Annotated in this window: 17 protein-coding genes; 6 read left to right on the top strand and 11 right to left on the bottom strand. The window is 71.6% G+C overall.

Annotated features, from left to right (window positions below):
- Window positions 1-93: 93 nt before the first annotated feature.
- Window positions 94-1,041, top strand: coding sequence for a S1C family serine protease (locus ACQPXG_RS05520; RefSeq protein WP_433466517.1), 948 nt, complete (start codon window positions 94-96; stop codon window positions 1,039-1,041).
- Between the two features lie 162 nt (window positions 1,042-1,203).
- Here ACQPXG_RS05520 and ACQPXG_RS05515 read toward each other — a convergent pair whose 3' ends face one another.
- Window positions 1,204-2,028, bottom strand: coding sequence for an oxygenase MpaB family protein (locus ACQPXG_RS05515; protein WP_433466516.1), 825 nt, complete (start codon window positions 2,026-2,028; stop codon window positions 1,204-1,206).
- Between the two features lie 89 nt (window positions 2,029-2,117).
- On the opposite strand from ACQPXG_RS05515, the gene arfB reads away from it, so the two are divergent.
- Window positions 2,118-2,543, top strand: a complete 426-nt coding sequence (arfB, locus tag ACQPXG_RS05510) for an alternative ribosome rescue aminoacyl-tRNA hydrolase ArfB (RefSeq protein WP_433466515.1) — start codon at window positions 2,118-2,120, stop codon at window positions 2,541-2,543.
- A gap of 31 nt (window positions 2,544-2,574) precedes the next feature.
- On the opposite strand, the gene ACQPXG_RS05505 is transcribed toward arfB, so the two are convergent.
- From ACQPXG_RS05505 to ACQPXG_RS05495, 3 genes are all read right to left on the bottom strand, one after another.
- Entirely contained in the window at window positions 2,575-3,303 is a 729-nt protein-coding gene (locus tag ACQPXG_RS05505) for a L,D-transpeptidase family protein (RefSeq protein ID WP_433466514.1), read from the bottom strand.
- Window positions 3,304-3,644: 341 nt separating this feature from the next.
- Complete coding sequence (locus ACQPXG_RS05500; protein WP_433466513.1) at window positions 3,645-4,409, bottom strand: crotonase/enoyl-CoA hydratase family protein; 765 nt, start codon at window positions 4,407-4,409, stop codon at window positions 3,645-3,647.
- Window positions 4,410-4,416: 7 nt separating this feature from the next.
- Window positions 4,417-5,190 (bottom strand): SDR family oxidoreductase, encoded by a 774-nt coding sequence (locus tag ACQPXG_RS05495; RefSeq protein WP_433466512.1) that lies wholly within the window; start codon window positions 5,188-5,190, stop codon window positions 4,417-4,419.
- 84 nt (window positions 5,191-5,274) lie between these two features.
- Between ACQPXG_RS05495 and ACQPXG_RS05490 the strand changes: the two genes are divergently transcribed.
- Together ACQPXG_RS05490 and ACQPXG_RS05485 are read left to right on the top strand one after the other, a co-directional pair.
- Complete coding sequence (locus ACQPXG_RS05490; protein WP_433466511.1) at window positions 5,275-6,123, top strand: SDR family oxidoreductase; 849 nt, start codon at window positions 5,275-5,277, stop codon at window positions 6,121-6,123.
- Window positions 6,123-7,136 (top strand): DNA topoisomerase IB, encoded by a 1,014-nt coding sequence (locus tag ACQPXG_RS05485; RefSeq protein WP_433466510.1) that lies wholly within the window; start codon window positions 6,123-6,125, stop codon window positions 7,134-7,136. The genes ACQPXG_RS05490 and ACQPXG_RS05485 overlap by 1 nt, the downstream gene beginning before the upstream one ends.
- Before the next feature lie 107 nt (window positions 7,137-7,243).
- Here ACQPXG_RS05485 and ACQPXG_RS05480 read toward each other — a convergent pair whose 3' ends face one another.
- From ACQPXG_RS05480 to ACQPXG_RS05465, 4 genes are all read right to left on the bottom strand, one after another.
- Window positions 7,244-8,005 (bottom strand): metallophosphoesterase family protein, encoded by a 762-nt coding sequence (locus ACQPXG_RS05480; RefSeq protein ID WP_433466509.1) that lies wholly within the window; start codon window positions 8,003-8,005, stop codon window positions 7,244-7,246.
- Complete coding sequence (locus tag ACQPXG_RS05475) at window positions 8,002-8,247, bottom strand: BON domain-containing protein (protein WP_433466508.1); 246 nt, start codon at window positions 8,245-8,247, stop codon at window positions 8,002-8,004. The genes ACQPXG_RS05480 and ACQPXG_RS05475 overlap by 4 nt, the downstream gene beginning before the upstream one ends.
- A gap of 70 nt (window positions 8,248-8,317) precedes the next feature.
- The gene (locus ACQPXG_RS05470; protein WP_433466507.1) at window positions 8,318-8,950 is read right to left on the bottom strand and encodes a hypothetical protein; all 633 of its coding nucleotides are present in this window, start codon (window positions 8,948-8,950) and stop codon (window positions 8,318-8,320) included.
- 54 nt (window positions 8,951-9,004) lie between these two features.
- Window positions 9,005-10,384: a family 1 glycosylhydrolase gene (locus tag ACQPXG_RS05465; RefSeq protein ID WP_433466506.1), complete on the bottom strand. Its 1,380-nt coding sequence runs from the start codon at window positions 10,382-10,384 to the stop codon at window positions 9,005-9,007.
- Between the two features lie 650 nt (window positions 10,385-11,034).
- On the opposite strand from ACQPXG_RS05465, the gene ACQPXG_RS05460 reads away from it, so the two are divergent.
- Window positions 11,035-11,553 carry a C40 family peptidase gene (locus tag ACQPXG_RS05460; RefSeq protein WP_433466505.1) on the top strand — a complete coding sequence of 173 codons (519 nt, stop codon included), beginning with the start codon at window positions 11,035-11,037 and terminating at the stop codon, window positions 11,551-11,553.
- 54 nt (window positions 11,554-11,607) lie between these two features.
- Here the strand turns inward: ACQPXG_RS05460 and ACQPXG_RS05455 are convergent, their stop codons facing one another.
- A complete protein-coding gene (locus ACQPXG_RS05455; protein ID WP_433466504.1) occupies window positions 11,608-12,681 on the bottom strand; it encodes an alkene reductase in 1,074 nt (357 codons plus the stop codon).
- A 100-nt stretch (window positions 12,682-12,781) separates the two neighbouring features.
- Here ACQPXG_RS05455 and ACQPXG_RS05450 point away from each other — a divergent pair, with 100 nt between their 5' ends.
- A complete protein-coding gene (locus ACQPXG_RS05450) occupies window positions 12,782-15,382 on the top strand; it encodes an AAA family ATPase (protein ID WP_433466503.1) in 2,601 nt (866 codons plus the stop codon).
- Window positions 15,383-15,391: 9 nt separating this feature from the next.
- Here ACQPXG_RS05450 and ACQPXG_RS05445 read toward each other — a convergent pair whose 3' ends face one another.
- Window positions 15,392-16,081 (bottom strand): dienelactone hydrolase family protein, encoded by a 690-nt coding sequence (locus ACQPXG_RS05445; protein ID WP_433466502.1) that lies wholly within the window; start codon window positions 16,079-16,081, stop codon window positions 15,392-15,394.
- Window position 16,082: 1 nt separating this feature from the next.
- The gene (locus ACQPXG_RS05440) at window positions 16,083-16,481 is read right to left on the bottom strand and encodes a PaaI family thioesterase (RefSeq protein WP_433466501.1); all 399 of its coding nucleotides are present in this window, start codon (window positions 16,479-16,481) and stop codon (window positions 16,083-16,085) included.
- Between the last annotated feature and the right edge of the window lie 4 nt (window positions 16,482-16,485).

The raw sequence follows: 16,485 nt of genomic DNA, 5'->3' as shown, positions 1-16,485 counted from the left end.
CATTTCGGCGTTCAGCACACTTTCAGGTTGGCTCCAGGCGCCCTGCAGGCCCGGGACGCATGCTTAGTGGTGAGTGGACGACAGGGGGTCCAGATGAACGCCGACCGGCCGCAACAGCCGCAATGGGAGCCCGCACGACCGGACTTCGCCCCGCACGGGATGTGGACGGGGAACGTCCCGCCGCCGCCACCGGTTCAGCCGGTGACGCCGCGGCCCGGACCGTTCGGCACCGCCCGGCGCAAGCTCGCCGCCATGGGGGCCGCCGCCGCGCTGGCCGTCGGCGCGGGCGGCGCGGGTGCGGCGATGACGCTGGCGCTGACGCACCAGAGCACCGTGTACGCGAGCCCCACGGCGGTGGCGGGCGTCACGTCCAAGAGCACGACCGCGCAGGTGGCCGCCGCCGTCCAGCCGAGCGTGGTGTCGATCCAGGCCCAGACGGCGTCCGGTGTGTCCGGAGGGTCCGGCGTGATCCTGCGCTCGGACGGCGTGATCATGACGAACGCGCACGTCGTGTCGGGCGCCCAGCAGGTCTCGGTGAAGTTCAGCGACGGCCGGACCGCCTCGGCGCGGGTCCTCGGCGCCAACACGGGCCAGGACATTGCGGTGATCAAGGCGGCGGGCGTGTCGGGCCTGAAGCCCGCGACGCTGGGCGACAGCAGCGCTCTCGCGGTCGGGGACCAGGTGCTGGCCGTGGGCAGCCCGCTCGGGCTGGACGGCTCGGTGACGTCCGGCATCGTCAGCGCGCTCGGCCGCCAGATCCAGGAGAGCGGCGACGACCAGCAGCAGCTGCCGCCGGGGCTGCGCGGGCAGCTGTCCCAGCAGCAGCAGACCGTGATCAAGAACGCGATCCAGACGGACGCCGCCATCAACCCGGGGAACTCCGGCGGCGCCCTGGTGAACGCGTCCGGCCAGGTGGTCGGCGTCAACACCGCCATCCTCACGGCCGGCAACAGCGAGGGGAACATCGGAGTGGGTTTCTCCATCCCGGTCGACTCCGCGAAGAAGGCCGCCGACGCGATCATCGCCGGCGCCTCGCTCTGACCGGGACCGCCGTCCGTCCAGGGCTCTGGGGGAGCGGGCGGGCGGGCGGCGGGCCCGGGCAGAAGGTCCTCCCGGCCGGGCCGGGTGTGGGAGGACCGTGTAAGGAGGAGCGGCCGCGTGACCTGCCTGTGGGTCACGCGGCCGCTCATCTTCGTGCCCCGCTCAGCTCTGCACCCTGATCGCGGGCCGCCGCTTCACCTTCGCCAGCATCCGCCGCGTGGTGAACAGGTAGTAGGCCCGGGGCAGCGTGCGGATCCTCAGCGGAAGCCGCGGATAGACGCGCGCGAGCGTCCCGACGAGCAGCCGGAACCGGCGCTCCCGCGCCGCGTCCCACTTCCAGCCGTACTGCTCGCGGATCGGGGCCGGCATGAGTCCCGCGGTGAGCAGCCGGATCGCCATCAGCCCGGGCGCGTTGAGCGGCCCGCCCGGCAGCCGCGGGTGCAGCACCTGTTCCGCGATCGCCCGCGACGCCTCGGTGATCTCCAGGGTCCGCACCATGCCCGCGTAGTACTCGCGGAACTCCTCGTACGTCCCCGGCATCCGCTCCTCGGGGCATCCGAGGATCGTCGCGTAGACCTTGGTCTGCCGGTAGAACTCCTCAAGTTCGCCGTCGTCGAACGTCCGCCGGAAGAGCAGCTGGTAGAACTGCACCGCGACCGCGAACAGCGTGGACGCGACCCAGACCTGCAGCTCGGGGTCGTTCGCCTCGTAGTCGGGCCCGGTGACGCTCTCATGCCCCTTCGTGACGAGCGCGCTGAGGGTCTCGGCCTCCTCGCGCGTCCCGAACTGCACCGTGTAGAGCCACCCCATCGTGTTGCGCAGCCGGCGCAGGGGATCGTCCGCCGTGTAGCTGTGGTCGTACACGCCCTGCGCCACCTTGGGATGCGCCGTCTGCAGCAGGGACGCGGCCCCGCCCGCGGCGATCAGCGCGCCCTCCCGCGTGATGACGCGGATGAGGTCCTCGTCCTGGAACAGTCCTTCGGTCATGACGATCAGTGTAAGTAAGTACTTGCGATCTCCGCAGCCCGAGGGTTAATCAAGCGACAAGATCACTTCTACCCTGCGACAATGGGGACATGTCCGCCCCCATCCATGTCCGCGGCTCGGTCTCCGTTCCGGAGTCCGAGCTCAGCTGGCGCTTCTCCCGCTCCTCGGGCCCGGGCGGGCAGCACGTCAACACCAGCGCCACCGCCGCCGAGCTCTCCTTCGACGTGGCGAACTCCCCGTCCCTCCCCGGCCCGCTGAAGGCCCGCGCCCTCGAACGCCTGGCCGGACGCCTGGTCCGCGGCGTCCTCACCATCCGCGCCGAGGAGTACCGCTCCCAGCAGCGCAACCGGGACGCCGCCCGCACCCGCCTCGCGACCCTCCTGGCCGAAGCGACCGCCCCGCCGCCCAAGAAGCGCATCCCGAAGAAGATCCCCCGCGGCATCAACGAGCGCCGCCTGGAGAACAAGAAGCGCCGCTCGGCCGTGAAACGGCAGCGCTCGTCCCGCTGGGACTGACCAACCGGTCACGCAGCGCGGGCCAGGCGGTTCAGGACCGGAACACGGCCTGGCGCGTCCCCATGATGATCCGGTCCCGCGGGTGCAGCGTCCGCATGACGGACTCCAGCTCAGCCCGGGCCATCGAGACGCAGCCCGCGGTCTGCCCCGCGCCGACGTGCATGAAGATCGCCGAACCGTTCCCCTGGACGACCGGCGAGTCCGGCGGCCGGTTGTAGTTGATCACCACGGCCTGCCGGTAGGGGCCGTCCTTCATGATCTGCGAGAGGTTCTCGTCGGCCGGCTGGCAGGCGCCCCGGTAGTAGCGGTTGTAGCGCTCGTCGCCGATCGTCGATCCCCAGCAGTCGCCGCTCTCCTGGAGCGTGCGGTAAGGAAGCCGGGTCCCGGGGTCTCCTTCGCCGAACGCCTCGGTCAGGCTGAACGAGCCGGTCGGCGACTTGCCGTCGCCCTCCCGTTTGGCGCCCGGCTCGGCGTAGCCGTTCCGGCCCACATGCCCCGGGGTGGTCAGGACCGTCCTCCAGAAGCGGCCCTTCCTGACGCACTCGGTGACGGTCACCTCGGTCGTCCCGTACTGGGCCGCGATGGCGAAGACCACATGCCGGGCCCCGCCGGGCCCGTAGCGCGACTCGCCCCGGTTGAGCGCCTGGCAGGGATCGATCGCCCGCTCCTCCCGGGCGTACGCCCGCGGAGTGTGGACGACCGCCGCGGCCAGCATCACCACGGCGAACAGCGCAGCGACCCGCGTGGCACCCGACTGCATTCGCACGCTCCTTCACTCGTGCGCCCGAGCCGAGCCGACCCGTGTCCGCACTCCGATTCGATCTCCACCGCGTCAAGATCATCTCACTCGGGCGAAGGCGCCGCCAGCGTCCCGGACGCGGAAGGCACCGCGCCCGTCCGCCGACCGGGCGGGACGGGCGCGGGCGGTCGACCTTGTCGAGGCTGCCGCTGTAGCTCAGCGCCGAACCGCCGATGTTCTTCCAGCCGGCGGCGTGCGCGGGCGCGGCGACGCGGCGGCCGGATCAGGACGCTCCGCATATGACAAAACGCCCAGAACCGGGAGATTCTGGGCGTCTTGCGTGCCGTCTCGGTGGCGGAGGGTTACTCGCCCTTCCAGTTCGGCTTGCGCTTCTCGGCGAAGGCGGCCGGGCCCTCCTGGGCGTCCTTGGACATGAAGACGGGCAGCGTGATGTCCTGCTGCTCCTTCCACGCCTCGGCGGAGGTCCAGTCCGCGGACTCGACGATGATCTTCTTGGTCGCCGCGAGCGCCAGCGGCGCGTTCTCGGCGACCTTCAGGGCCAGTTCCTTGGCCGCGGCCAGCGCGCCGCCCGGCTCGGTGAGCCGGTTGACGAACCCGAGCTCGGCCATCCGCTCCGCCGGGTACTTGTCGCCGGTGAGGGCGATCTCCATGGCGATGTGGAACGGGATGCGCTGCGGCAGGCGGAGCAGGCCGCCGCCCGCGGCGACCAGGCCCCGCTTCGGCTCGGGCAGCCCGAACTGGGCCTCCCGGGACGCCACGATCATGTCGCAGGCCAGCGCCACCTCGCAGCCGCCCGCCAGCGCGTAGCCCTCGACGGCGGCGATCAGCGGCTTGGCCGCCGGACGCTCGGTGATGCCGGCGAACCCGCGCCCCTCGACGGTCGGGTTGTCGCCCGTCAGGAAGCCCTTGAGGTCCATGCCGGCGCAGAACGTCCCGCCCGCGCCGGTGAGGATGCCGATGGACAGGTCCCTGCGGGAGTCGAGCTCGTCGGCGGCCGCCGCGATCCCCTTCGCCACCTCGCCGTTGACCGCGTTGCGGGCCTCCGGGCGGTTGATGGTGATGACGAGGACGGCGCCGTCCTCTTCTGTGAGTACAGCGTCGGTCATTCGGGCCTCACTTCGGCTGGAAGCGGATACCGCCGTCGAAGCGGATCGTCTCGCCGTTCATGTAGTCGTTCTCGATCAGGGACTTGACGAGGTGGGCGAACTCCGACGCCTTGCCCATCCGCTTCGGGAACGGGACGGGGGCGGAGAGCTTGGCCTTGAACGCGTCCGCGGCCTCGCCCTCGCCGTAGATCGGGGTGTCGATGATGCCCGGGCAGATGGTGTTGACCCGGACGCCGACCGCGGCGAGGTCGCGCGCGGCGGGCAGGGTCATGCCGATGATGCCGCCCTTGGAGGCGGAGTAGGCGATCTGCCCGGTCTGCCCCTCGATGCCGGCGATGGACGCGGTGTTGACGACCACGCCGCGCAGGCCGTCGACGTCGGCGGGCTCGGTCTTGGCGATGGCCGCGGCGCCGATCCGCATCAGGTTGAAGGTGCCGATCAGGTTGATCCGGATGACGGTCTCGTAGGAGGCAAGGTCGTGCGGGCTGCCGTCGCGGTTCACCGTCCGCGAGGCCCAGCCGATGCCGGCGCTGTTGACGATGACGCGCAGCGGGGCGCCGGTGTCGACGGCGGCCTGGACGGCGGCCTGCACCTGCTCCTCGTTCGACACGTCCGTCTTGACGAAGACGCCGCCGACCTCGTCGGCGACGGCCTTGCCCTTGTCCTCGTTCAGGTCGGCGACGACCACCTTGGCGCCTTCGGCGGCCAGCGCGCGGACGGTGGCCTCACCGAGGCCGCTCGCGCCACCGGATACGACGGCGGAAACTCCGTTCAGGTCCATGAGCGACACCTTACGTGAGGGACCGAATGTGGTTCGGGGTGGGCGGGGTGTTTGCTCCGCGCGGCTCCGGGCACCCGCCTCCCCATGAGCGAGCGTCCCGCACAGAGCCAGTCCTACCCCGGGTGGACCGCGGACATGACACCCGAGCCGCGTGACGAGATGCGCGACTACACCGGCAGCGGCCTGCTGGACGGACGCCGGGCACTGATCACCGGCGGCGACTCCGGCATCGGGCGCGCCACCGCCGTCGCGTTCGCCAAGGAGGGCGCCGACGTCGCGATCACCTACCTGGAGGAGGACGACGACGCGCGGCACACGGCGAGCCTCGTCGAGGCGGCCGGACGGCGGTGCGTGACGTTCGGCGGCGACCTGGCCGAGGAACGGCACTGCCGCGAGGTCGTCGAGCACGCCGTCCGCGACCTCGGCGGGCTCGATCTGCTCGTGCTGCATCACGGCACGCAGACGCCGGTGAAGGACGTCCGGGAGATCGACGACGCGCAGCTGCGCCGGACGTTCGAGGTCAACGTGTTCGCGTTGTTCTGGACCGTCCAGGAGGCCCTCGACCACATGGGGCCCGGGTCGTCCATCATCATCACGGGCTCCATCAACGGGCTGCGCGGCAACAAGACGCTCATCGACTACTCCGCGAGCAAGGCGGCCGCGATGGCGCTGACCACGTGCCTCGCCCAGAACCTCATGGACCGCGAGATCCGCGTCAACTGCGTCGCCCCGGGCCCGGTCTGGACACCGCTCATCCCGGCCACGTTCGAGGACGAGCGCGTCGAGAGCTTCGGGCAGCAGGCACCGATGGGACGCGCCGCCGATCCCGACGAGATCGCGCCGTCCTATGTGTTCTTCGCCTCGAACCGTCAGTCGTCCTACTACACCGGCCAGACGCTGGTGCCTGCCGGCGGCGAGATCCATCCAGGCTGATGGACCTGCAACGGAGTGACCTGGGCGAGCCTGGCTTCGCACGGCGGAGGTGCGGGAAGGGCTGGGTGTACCTCGGCCTCGACGGTCTTCCGTTGGACGACCGCGCCGAGAAGGAACGGATCAGGTCCCTCGTCATACCGCCCGCCTGGAAGGACGTATGGATCTCCCCTGACGCGGACGGCCACATCCAGGCGGTGGGGACGGATGCGGCGGGACGGCGTCAGTACCTCTATCACGACGCATGGCGTGACCAGCGCGACCGGGAGAAGCACGAGCACGTCCTGGAACTCGCTGAACGGCTGCCCAAGGTCCGCGCCGCGCTCGACAATTACCTCGCCGGACGAGGATATTCCCGCGAGCGGGTGCTCGCCGCCGCCGTCCGCCTCATCGACCTCGGCTTCTTCCGGATCGGAGGGGAGGAGTACGCGGCGGAGAACGGCACCTTCGGGCTGGCGACCGTGCTGCGCGAGCACGTCACCTGCCGCCGGGACCAGGTGGCGTTCGAGTACCCGGCCAAGGGGGCGAAGGAGCGTTACCAGGCGGTCGCCGAGGAGAACGTGTGCAAGGTCGTGAGCGGGCTCAAGCGCCGCGGCGACGACTCCCCCGAACTGCTCGCCTACCGGACGCGGGGCGGCTGGCACGACGTCACCGCGTCCGACATCAACGACTTCGTCCGGGAGATCGCGGGCGGTGACTTCACCGCCAAGGACTTCCGCACCTGGCACGCCACCGTTCTCGCCGCGGTCGGGCTCGCGGTGTCCGTGCGGGCCCCGGACAGCGACGCCGCCCGAAAGCGCGCCATCGTCCGCGTGGTCAAGGAGGTCGCGTCCTACCTGGGCAACACCCCCGCCGTGGCGCGGGCGTCCTACATCGATCCGCGCATCATCGAGCTGTACGAGGAGGGCACGACGGTCGCGCCCGCACTCGGCCGCCTCGGCGTGGAGACCGAGGAGGGCGAAATGGCGACCCAGGGCCCCGTGGAGCAGGCCGTCCTGGACCTGCTCCGGGCCTGACCGTCACCAGGCCGGCCCCCTGCCCGAGCACGCCGCCGGCCGACGGCCCTCGGCGTGTCCAGTCGATTCGACGCCCTCCCGAGCGCCGCTGGTCGGTCGTGTCCGGGCTACCAGGCCGAGACTCGTTCCCGGGCTTGCCGCCTGGTGGTGGTCTCTGGCGTGTCCAGGCAGTAGAGGGCGTAGACGTGCTGGATGACCGGGAGCGCCACGTTCCGCACCCGCACCCCGCCGGACGTCATGCCCCGCTCGGTTCCCTTGTGCGCGTGGCCGTGGACGGCGAGGTCGGCGCCGGCCTCGTCGATCGCCTCGCCGAGCAGGTAGCTGCCTAGGAACGGGTAGATCTCCGGCGGCTCGCCCTCCAGGGTGTCCTCGGCGGGCGAGTAGTGCGTCAGGCTGATCGTCACGTCGGCGTCCAGACTCAGGAGGGACGCGCCGAGGCGTCCGGCGAAGTCCTTGGTGTGGCGGATGAACGCCTTCATCTCGGGCTCGCCGAAGTCGCTGGCGCACCTGCCCTCGAACCCGCCGCCGAACCCCTTTCCTCCCGCGACGCCGAGGCGTGTCCCGTCGACCTCCAGGACGGTCCCGTCGCCTTCGAGGACGGTGACGCCGGCGTCCCGCAGCAGGCCGGTGATCTCCTCCTCGGCGTCGGAATGGTGGTCGTGGTTGCCGAGGACGGCGATCACCGGGACGCCGAGATCGCGCAGCTCCCCTGCCGCGACCCGGCCCTCCTCGGCCGTCCCGTGCCTGGTCAGGTCGCCTGCGACCAGGAACACGTCCGCCTGGTCGGCGAGCGCGGACAGCCGGTCCCGGTACGCCCCGGCCGCCTCCACCCCGAGATGCAGGTCCCCCGCCGCGGCCACACGGATCATGAGAGCCTCTCCTCTCCCTCGGGCGCCGCGACCGCGACGACGTGCAGTTCGTTGCAGATCTCGTGGCCCTCGGCGGCGACGCGGGCGGCCTCCTCGACCTCCCGGCTGCGATCCTCGCTCATCACCTCGCCGCGCAGATGCACCACGTCGCCGCGGACGTCCACCCGGATGCCGAGCTCGTACGCCTCCTCCGCGAGCCTCTCCTGGATGTGCGCGGACAGGTATCCCGGCAGATCGGTCATCGCCCGCCCCCCTTCGGTCGCGTCCGGTCTCGTGTGCGGGAAAGCCCCCCGCAAGGGCGGGACGGTCCCCTCACGGCACGTCCCCCTCGATGACGTCCAGCCTGGCCAGCAGGGTCAGGAACGCGTAGGCGTACGGGGAGCCGGCGGTCTCGGCGGCGACCCGCCGCCAGTCCACCTGCTCCCGCAGCGCCCGGCTCACGTGCAGGAACCCGCTGAAGTCGCAGGCCGTCTCGGCGAACGCCAGCAGCCGCATGATCATCAGGTCGGTGGCGGGCAGGACCGGCATGAACACGGCTCCGACCGTCAGCTCCCCGGACCGGCCGAGCAGTTCGTCGTCCACCGGGTGACCGGACGGTGTGTGGATCAGGTCGATGACGTGCTCCCCGTCGCTCGCCTTCTCCAGCCAGTTCTCCGGGCTCTCCAGATGCGTCATGCCCGCGCCGGCGAGCGCGTCCAGAGCCGCTTGGACTTCCCGCGGCCGCACCACGAAGTCGACGTCGTGCGTCGACACGGCGGCGCCGCGCGCGTACGCGGCGAAGCCGCCCGCCAGCGCGTAGCCGATCCCGGCGTCGCGGAGCGCGGCGGCGGCGCGTTTGAGCGCGGTCAGCAGGCCCTCCGCCATGCCGCCGTCGCCGGGCGCCGGCGCCGCGGTGCCCGATCCGCGTGGCGTGGTCGCCTGCGGCTGTGTCCGCACGTCCCCCACGAGTACCCCTGGTCGTTAGCGGTACCCGGGGACGGGCAGGTCATTCCCGATCGATCACCCCGCGCGCCGGTATGAGGCGGGTGGGGTCGGCGTCGTGCCGAGGCAGGTGGCGACGGGGTCCTCGATGGAGCACCAGCCGGGCCTGCGCACCGGCAGGTACCCGGACGGGACCCCGCGGCTCGCGATGATCGACCGGTATGCCGGGACGGCGTCGGTCGGCCGGCGCGCCAGGGAGGGGTCGGTCAGCGCGTCCACCGTGTACAGGCCGAACCGTGGCCGGTAACTGCCCCACTCGTAGTTGTCGGTGAGGCTCCAGTAGTTGTAGCCCATCATCTTCACGCCGTCGGCCATCGCCCGCTGGATCCAGTAGATGTGGTCGCGCAGGTGGTCAGTGCGCGTGTAGCCGTCCTGGCGCGGCTTGCCGTTGTCGGTGGACGTGCCGTTCTCGACGACGTAGACCGGCAGGTTCGGCAGGCGGCGCTGGTAGTTCCTCAGGACGTAGTACAGGCCCTCGGGCTCCGGGTCGATCTTCCAGAACTCCCCGGTGAGCGCATACGCCGCGGTGAAGTTCTCCAGGTTGGCGCCGTAGTAGTAGTCGATGCCGATGAAGTCGAGCTTGTCGGTGACGTCGTTGAACAGGGCCGCGTCGAAGATGCCGTTGATGGGCGATCCATAGGCGACGTTGCTCGACACAGGGGCGCCTGGGTCGACCGCATGAATCATGTCGTAGGCGGCGCGGTGCGTCCTTATAAGGGCGTCGCGCATCTTCATCATCTGCGCGAGGTCCATCGGACGGGTGGTCAGCTCCTTGTAGATGTAGGCGCTCGCCTCGTTGAACGTGATCCAGATGACGCCCTGGTTCTTGTAGCGGTTCACGACGAAGCGGGCGTTGCGCAGCCAGTCGTCCTGGGTCCGGGGGTTGTCCCAGGCGCCCTGGTCGGCCACCCACCCGGGGTACACCCAGTGGTCGAGGGTGATCATGGGACGCATCCCGTCCGCCTTGATCCGCCGGATGAGGTCGTCGTAGTAGCCGACCGCCGCCGGGTCGCGGTGGCCCCGGCGCGGCTCGATGCGGGCCCACTCGACGGACGTCCGGAAGACGTTCACGCCGAGGCCCCGCGCGAGCTTCAGATCGCTCGGGTAGCGGTGCCGGAAGTCGACGGAGTCGCCGTAGGGGTCGGTGACGCCGGTCGCCTTGCGGTCGGCGTACCTCGTCCAGTTGCTGTCGGGGAAGGAGCCTTCGCTCTGGAAACCGGACGTGGCGACGCCCCAGAGGAAGCCGTCCGGGAACTTGGCGGTGGCGCCCCCGGCCCGCACGGTCTCGGCGGCGGCGGGGGACACGGCGGTGGACACGGCGGTCAGCGCGAGGGCGGCCGACAGCGTGAGGGCCGAGAGGACGTGGACGGAACGTGCTCTGCCGGATCTGCCGAACACGGCGCTCCCTCCGGACGCGGGACATGAATCTGCTTCGCACTACAGGCGGCGTCCCCGGCCCCGTCAATGGCCGGACGTGGCCGGATCCGGCACCCCGGCCGCACCCCGGCGCTGTGCCGCAGATCACAGATCAATAAATGAACCACCGTCTTAAGGATGATCTGTGAGCCACTTCACAATTGGCGAATTGCGCTGCGGATCGATGCTGGCAGGGCGGTAGACCGCCGTCTCATCCAGGCCAGGCGGACGCCGGAGAAATGGCTTCGTGATTTGCCACGAACGCCCCGCCCTGGCTAGCTTCCTGCCCGGTTCATGCGGCACATCAGCCGCCCCGATAACAGAACACGCACCCCGACGCGCGGCGGCGACGCGCAGGGCCGGCTACGGACGGTCCGCGCGGCCCCCCCAGGTCGTCCCCCCAGGGACCTCGCCAGGAAGCCGCCGTCGGACGCCGAATCCGTGCAGTCGAGAGGCACGGAACCGGAAGCGGCCGCCATTTCCCACGTCCCGACAAAGACGCTGCGGAATCGGCCGCGGCATCTCGAACCCACGATCAGGACCGGTGGGTGACGGCTGCCCGGTAGGCATCAACCGCGAGATCTGGAGTCATTCTGCATACCCCCCGAAACCCCCTGAAGACCGGAATCACCATGGGTGGCCTCGTGCTCACCACGACCGCCGCGCTCGGTGTGTCCGTCCTCGCGGCCGGGTCCGCGCAGGCGGCCGTCCCGCGGCAGGCGACGCTCGTCGCCGCGCCGGTCGCGAAGGCCACCACCGCCAAGCAGGCCAGGGCCGCGAAGCAGCGCAAGCGCGCGGCCTACGCCGTGAAGTACGCGGCGAAGCAGATCGGCGACCCGTACCGCTACGGCGGGACCGGCCCGGGCTCGTGGGACTGCTCCGGGCTGGCCGGCGGCGCCTGGCGCAAGGCCGGGGTGAAGCTGCCCCGGACCACGCAGCAGATCTACAAGGCGGTCAAGAAGAAGGTCTCCTGGAAGGGCGCCGTGAAGGGCGACCTGCTGTTCTTCTACGGCGGCAGGACCCACATGGGCATCTACGCCGGGTACGGCTACATGATCCACGCGCCGAGCTCCGGCCAGCGGGTCAAGAAGATCAAGCTGAACGGCTACTACAAGCACAACTTCCGCGGCGGCGTCCGCCCGGGTCTCTGACTCCCGGCGCCTGCGGGCCCCGCACCGGCCATCCGGTGCGGGGCCTCCGCTCGTTCAGGCGAGCACCGGGTAGTCGGTGTAGCCGCGGTGGTCGCCGCCGTAGAACGTCGCCCGGTCGGCCTCGTTGTAGGGGCCGCCGGCCCGGATGCGGGCGGGCAGGTCCGGGTTGGCGAGCCACAGCTGCGCGAACGCGACCGCGTCGGCCACCCCGTCCCGCAGCGCCTCGACGCCGTACTCCGGCTTCGACGGGAACGACTCCGGCGTCGGGTGCGGGTTCAGGATCAGCGTCCCCGGCCATCCGGCGCGGATCCGCCGCGTCGTCTCCCGGTTCCCGAGCTCCATGACGTGCAGGTACGCCAGGCCGAACGGCGCGATGGCGCCGACCAGCGCCGCGTACAGCTCGGGGGTGTCGCTCTCGCTGACGCCGTTCGCGGTGCCGCCGGGCGACACGCGGAGTCCGACGCGCTCGGGGCCGATCGCGTCCGCCACCGCCCGCGCGGCCTCGACGGCGAACCTGATGCGGTTCTCGATCGTCCCGCCGTAGGCGTCGGTCCGCGTGTTGCTGCCGTCGGCGAGGAACTGCTGGATCAGATAACCGTTCGCGCCGTGCAACTCCACCCCGTCGAACCCGGCGGCGACCGCGTTGCGCGCGGACGCGACGAACTCCTCCACGGCCTGTGCGATGTCGTCGAGGGTCATCTCGCGGGGGACGGGGTGGTCGAGCATCCCGTCCGGGGTGAACAGCCGCTCGCCGGACGCGATCGGCGACGGGCCGAGCGGCAGCCCGCCGTCCGGGTACAGCACCGGGTGGCCGACGCGCCCCGCGTGCATCAGCTGGGCGAAGATCCGTCCGCCCTCGGCGTGCACGGCGTCGGTCACCGCGCGCCACGCCGTCACCTGGTCGTCCGCGTGCAGGCCCGGCGTGGCGGTGTAGCCCTGCCCCCGGACGCTCGGTTGCGTGCCCTCGGTGATGATCAGCCCGGCGGCGGCGCGCTGCCGGTAGTACTCGACGGTCAGCTCGGTCACGGCGCCGTCCGCGGTGGCCCGGCTGCGGGTCATCGGCGCCATCACGAGGCGGTTGGACAGCTCCAGCTTCCCGGCCGACAGCGGCTCGAACAGTTCCTGCATGACGTCCTCCAGTGGCGTTATCGCTGGTCATGAACCTAGGAACCACCGGCTACGGGGCGAATCCGTAAGGTTTCGGTATTCGGCCCCGTAGTTTGGACGGGTGCTCTACGGGCGGAACGACGAACAGGCGCGGATCTCCTCGCTGCTCGACGCGGCGCGCGACCACCGGCGCAGCGGCGCCCTCGTGCTGCGCGGCGAGGCCGGCATCGGCAAGTCGGCACTGCTCGCCGAGGCCGCGGACCGCGTCCCACGCGTCCTGCGGGTCACCGGGATCGAGGCGGAGTCCGGCATCGCGTTCGCCGGCCTCAACCAGCTGCTGTGGCCCGTCCGGGACCGGCTGGACGCCGTCCCGCCGCCGCAGGCCGCCGCGCTCCGGTCGGCGCTCGGCGAAACGCCGCCCGGCCACGACCGCTTCACCACCGGCCTGGCCGTGCTGACGCTGCTCGCCGAACTCGCCGAAGCGGAAGCCCCCGTTCTGTGCATGGTGGACGACGCGCAGTGGATCGACACCGCGACCACCGACGCCCTCCTTTTCGCGGCGCGGCGCCTGGCGGCCGAAGGGGTGGTGATGCTGTTCGCCGCGCGGGACGACGCGTTCAGCGCCACGGGCCTGCCCGAACTGCGCCTCGGCAGGCTGCCCCGGGCGGACGCCGAACGGCTGCTGAGGGCGCGCGGCCTGGCGCCGACCGTCCGCACCCGGGTCATCATGGAGGCGGCCGGCAACCCCCTCGCCCTGCACGAGTTCGCCGCCGCCCGGGACCGCCCGCACGACGGCTCCAGGCCGCTGCCCGTCGCCGACCGCGTCCTCGGGGCGTTCCAGGCCCAGATCACCCGGCTCCCGGAGAACACCCGGCTGATGCTGCTGATCGCGGCGGCCGAGGGACGCGGCTACATGCCGAGCCTGCTTGCCGCCGCGAGCACCTTCGGGGTCGGCCTCGCCGACCTGGAGGAGGCCGAACGCGCCCGGCTGGTCGAGGTCACCGGACGCAGCATCACGTTCCGGCACCCGCTGATCAGGAGCGCCACGTACCAGGGGGCGGTCGCCGCCCGGCGCGTCGCCGTCCATCGGGCCCTCGCCGAGTCCGCCGACGACCTGGACTGCCGGGCCCGGCACCGCGCGTCCGCCGCCCTCGCACCGGACGAGGACGTCGCCGCGGAACTGCAGGCCGCGGCCGACCGCGCCCGCGACCGGTCGGGCTACGGGACGGCGGCGGCGCTCTACCGGCAGGCGGCGGAGCTGACACCCGATCCGGAGGCGCGGGCCGCCCGCCTCGGCGCCGCCGCCTCCGTCATCCTGCAGGCGGGTCGGCTGGACGAGGCGGAGGACCTCGCCGTCCAGGCGGAAAAGCTCGGCCCCGCTCCGCCGGACCTCGCCCGGCTCGGTCGCGTCCACGCCGTCATCGAGTACGAGCGAGGCGACCCGCGCGCCGCGTCCCGCATGATGGTCGACAACGCCGCCGGGGACGAGCGCGCCGCGATGCTGCGGACCGGCGCCATGTACGGGTGGACGTCCGGCGAGCTGCCCGCCGTGCTCCGGGCCGCCGAGCTCCTGCCGGACGACCCGGCCGTGCGGGGCCTGGCGCTGCTGGCCGGCGGCGGCCACGCGGACGGATCGCCGCTGCTCGCGACCTTGGTCCGGGAGGCGCGAGACGGCGCCGGGGACCGCCTCCGGGCCGCGCAGCTCGCGCTGGTCATCGGCGACGACGACGCCGCGCTGGAACTGGCCGCCGCGGAGGCCGCGCACTGCCGCCGGCACGGCCGGGTCGGCGAGCTGCCGAACGTCCTGCAGGTCCAAGCTCAGACGCAGATCGCGGCCGGGCGGCACGCGGACGCGGAGGCGACGGTCGCCGAGGCGATCGCCCTCGCCCGCGACACCGGCCGCCCGCACCGCGAGGGGCGCCTCGGCGCCGTCCTGGCCCGCATTCCGGCGATCGAGGGCGACGAGGCCCGGCTCCGCGAGCTGATCGCGCACGCGCCGCCGCCGCAGGGCGGCCTCGCCGACAGCGCCCTCGCCCTCCTCGACCTCGGCCTGGGCCGCAACGACGACGCGCTGCGCCGCCTCGAAGAGATCGCCCGAGGGCCGCGGCGGCACAGCACGGGCGCCATGGTGTCCGCCGCCGACCAGGTCGAAGCCGCCGTGCGCGCAGGAGATGCGGACACCGCCCGCGCCGCCTTCACCCGTTTCCGTGCTTGGGCCGACGCGGTGAAGCAGCCTTGGGCGCTCGCCGTGGCGCTGCACTGCGAAGCGCTGATGTCCGACGAGGAAGAGCCGTACGTGAAGGCCATCCGGCTGCATGAGCGGTCGTCACGGCCGTTCGAGAGGGCCCGCACGGAACTGCTCTACGGCGAGTTCCTGCGCCGGAACCGCCGACGTGCCGATGCCCGTGTTCCTCTCCGCTCGGCGGCGTCCGTCTTCGAACGCCTACGCGCGACCCCCTGGCTGGACCGCGCGCGCGCCGAACTCCGCGCGACCGGCGAGTCAGGGGCGTCCGTCCCGACGGCCCCGGACGTCGTCGACCGCCTCACCCCGCAGGAGCTCCAGGTCGTCCGGCTGGCGGCCTCGGGGACAAGCAGCCGGGAGATAGCCGCTCAGCTCTTCCTGAGCCCGCGGACGGTCGAGTACCACCTTTACAAGGCGTATCCCAAGCTCGGCATTTCGTCCCGCAGGGAACTGTCCCGTCTCACTTTGGAGCCCGTGTAAGGACGGTCTCTACGAGAGGGTCCGCTGGAGGAACTCCTCGGTAAGGCTCCAAGCGCGCGCTGCGGACTCCGGCTGGTAGAACATCGGCGCCTTCCGGTTGTGGAATGCGTGCCCGCCGTCCTCCTGGACGTGGATTTCCATCGTGTCCCGGCCTTCGACGGCCCGCTCGACCTTGGCGACGTCATCGCGCGAGATATACGGGTCGGAACCGCCGAAGTGGAACTGCGCCGGTGCCCGGATGGAGTCGAGATGCTCCAGCGCGCCCGGCACACCGGACCCGTAGAACGACACCAGGGAATCGGTCTCCGCGTTGGCGGCCAGCAGGTACGCGAGCGTCCCGCCGAAGCAGAACCCTAGGACGCCTACCTTGCCCACCTCTGGAAGACCCTTGAGGACGGACAGCGCCGCCACCGCGTCCCCGACGCCCTTCTCCCAGTCGAACTGGGAGACCATCGACATCCCTTTGGGGAGGGCCTCCTCGTTGTGCTGGGTCGTCCAGTTCGGCTCGATGCGCCAGAACATGTCGGGCGCCCCCACGACATACCCGAGCGCCACCAGATCCTCCGCTACCGCCTCCATGTAGTCGCCCACACCGAAGATCTCCTGGAGGAGCAGAACCCCCGGCCCGCCGCCTTCGGGCGACCACACGTGCAGGTCGAACTCACCGTCCGGAACGACGACCTTCTCAGTTCGCGTCATGTCACCCGATGATGGCGTAGACGGCGGTCGCATGCGCGACGATCTTGCTGTCCGACGTCATGTCGATCTCCGCGAACGCCAGCGTCCGGCCGAGCTTGGTCAGCTCGACCTCGACGAGCACGTCCCGCCCGACCACGGGCCGCTGGAACGACGTGCTCAGCTGAACCGTCGTCATCGGCACGAACGAGCCCTTGGCCCCGGCGACCGCCAGAACCACCGCGGTGTCCGCCGCCGCCATCAGCGCCTGGCCGGACAGCGCGCCGCCCTCCCGCGCCAGCCGGTCGGACCAGGGCAGCCGCAGCACCGCCGTCCCGTCCCCCACGTCCTCGGGCACCAGCCCGAGGTCCAGCACCCAGGGGGCGAAGTTGTCACGCAGGATCTCTTCAGGCTTCAACGTCACCCCG

The organism is Spirillospora sp. CA-128828 (genome assembly GCF_050945415.1).
Classification (GTDB): Bacteria; Actinomycetota; Actinomycetes; order Streptosporangiales; family Streptosporangiaceae; genus Spirillospora.
Note: the sequence above shows the minus strand (reverse complement) of the source record. Positions and strands in the feature narration are given on the sequence as shown.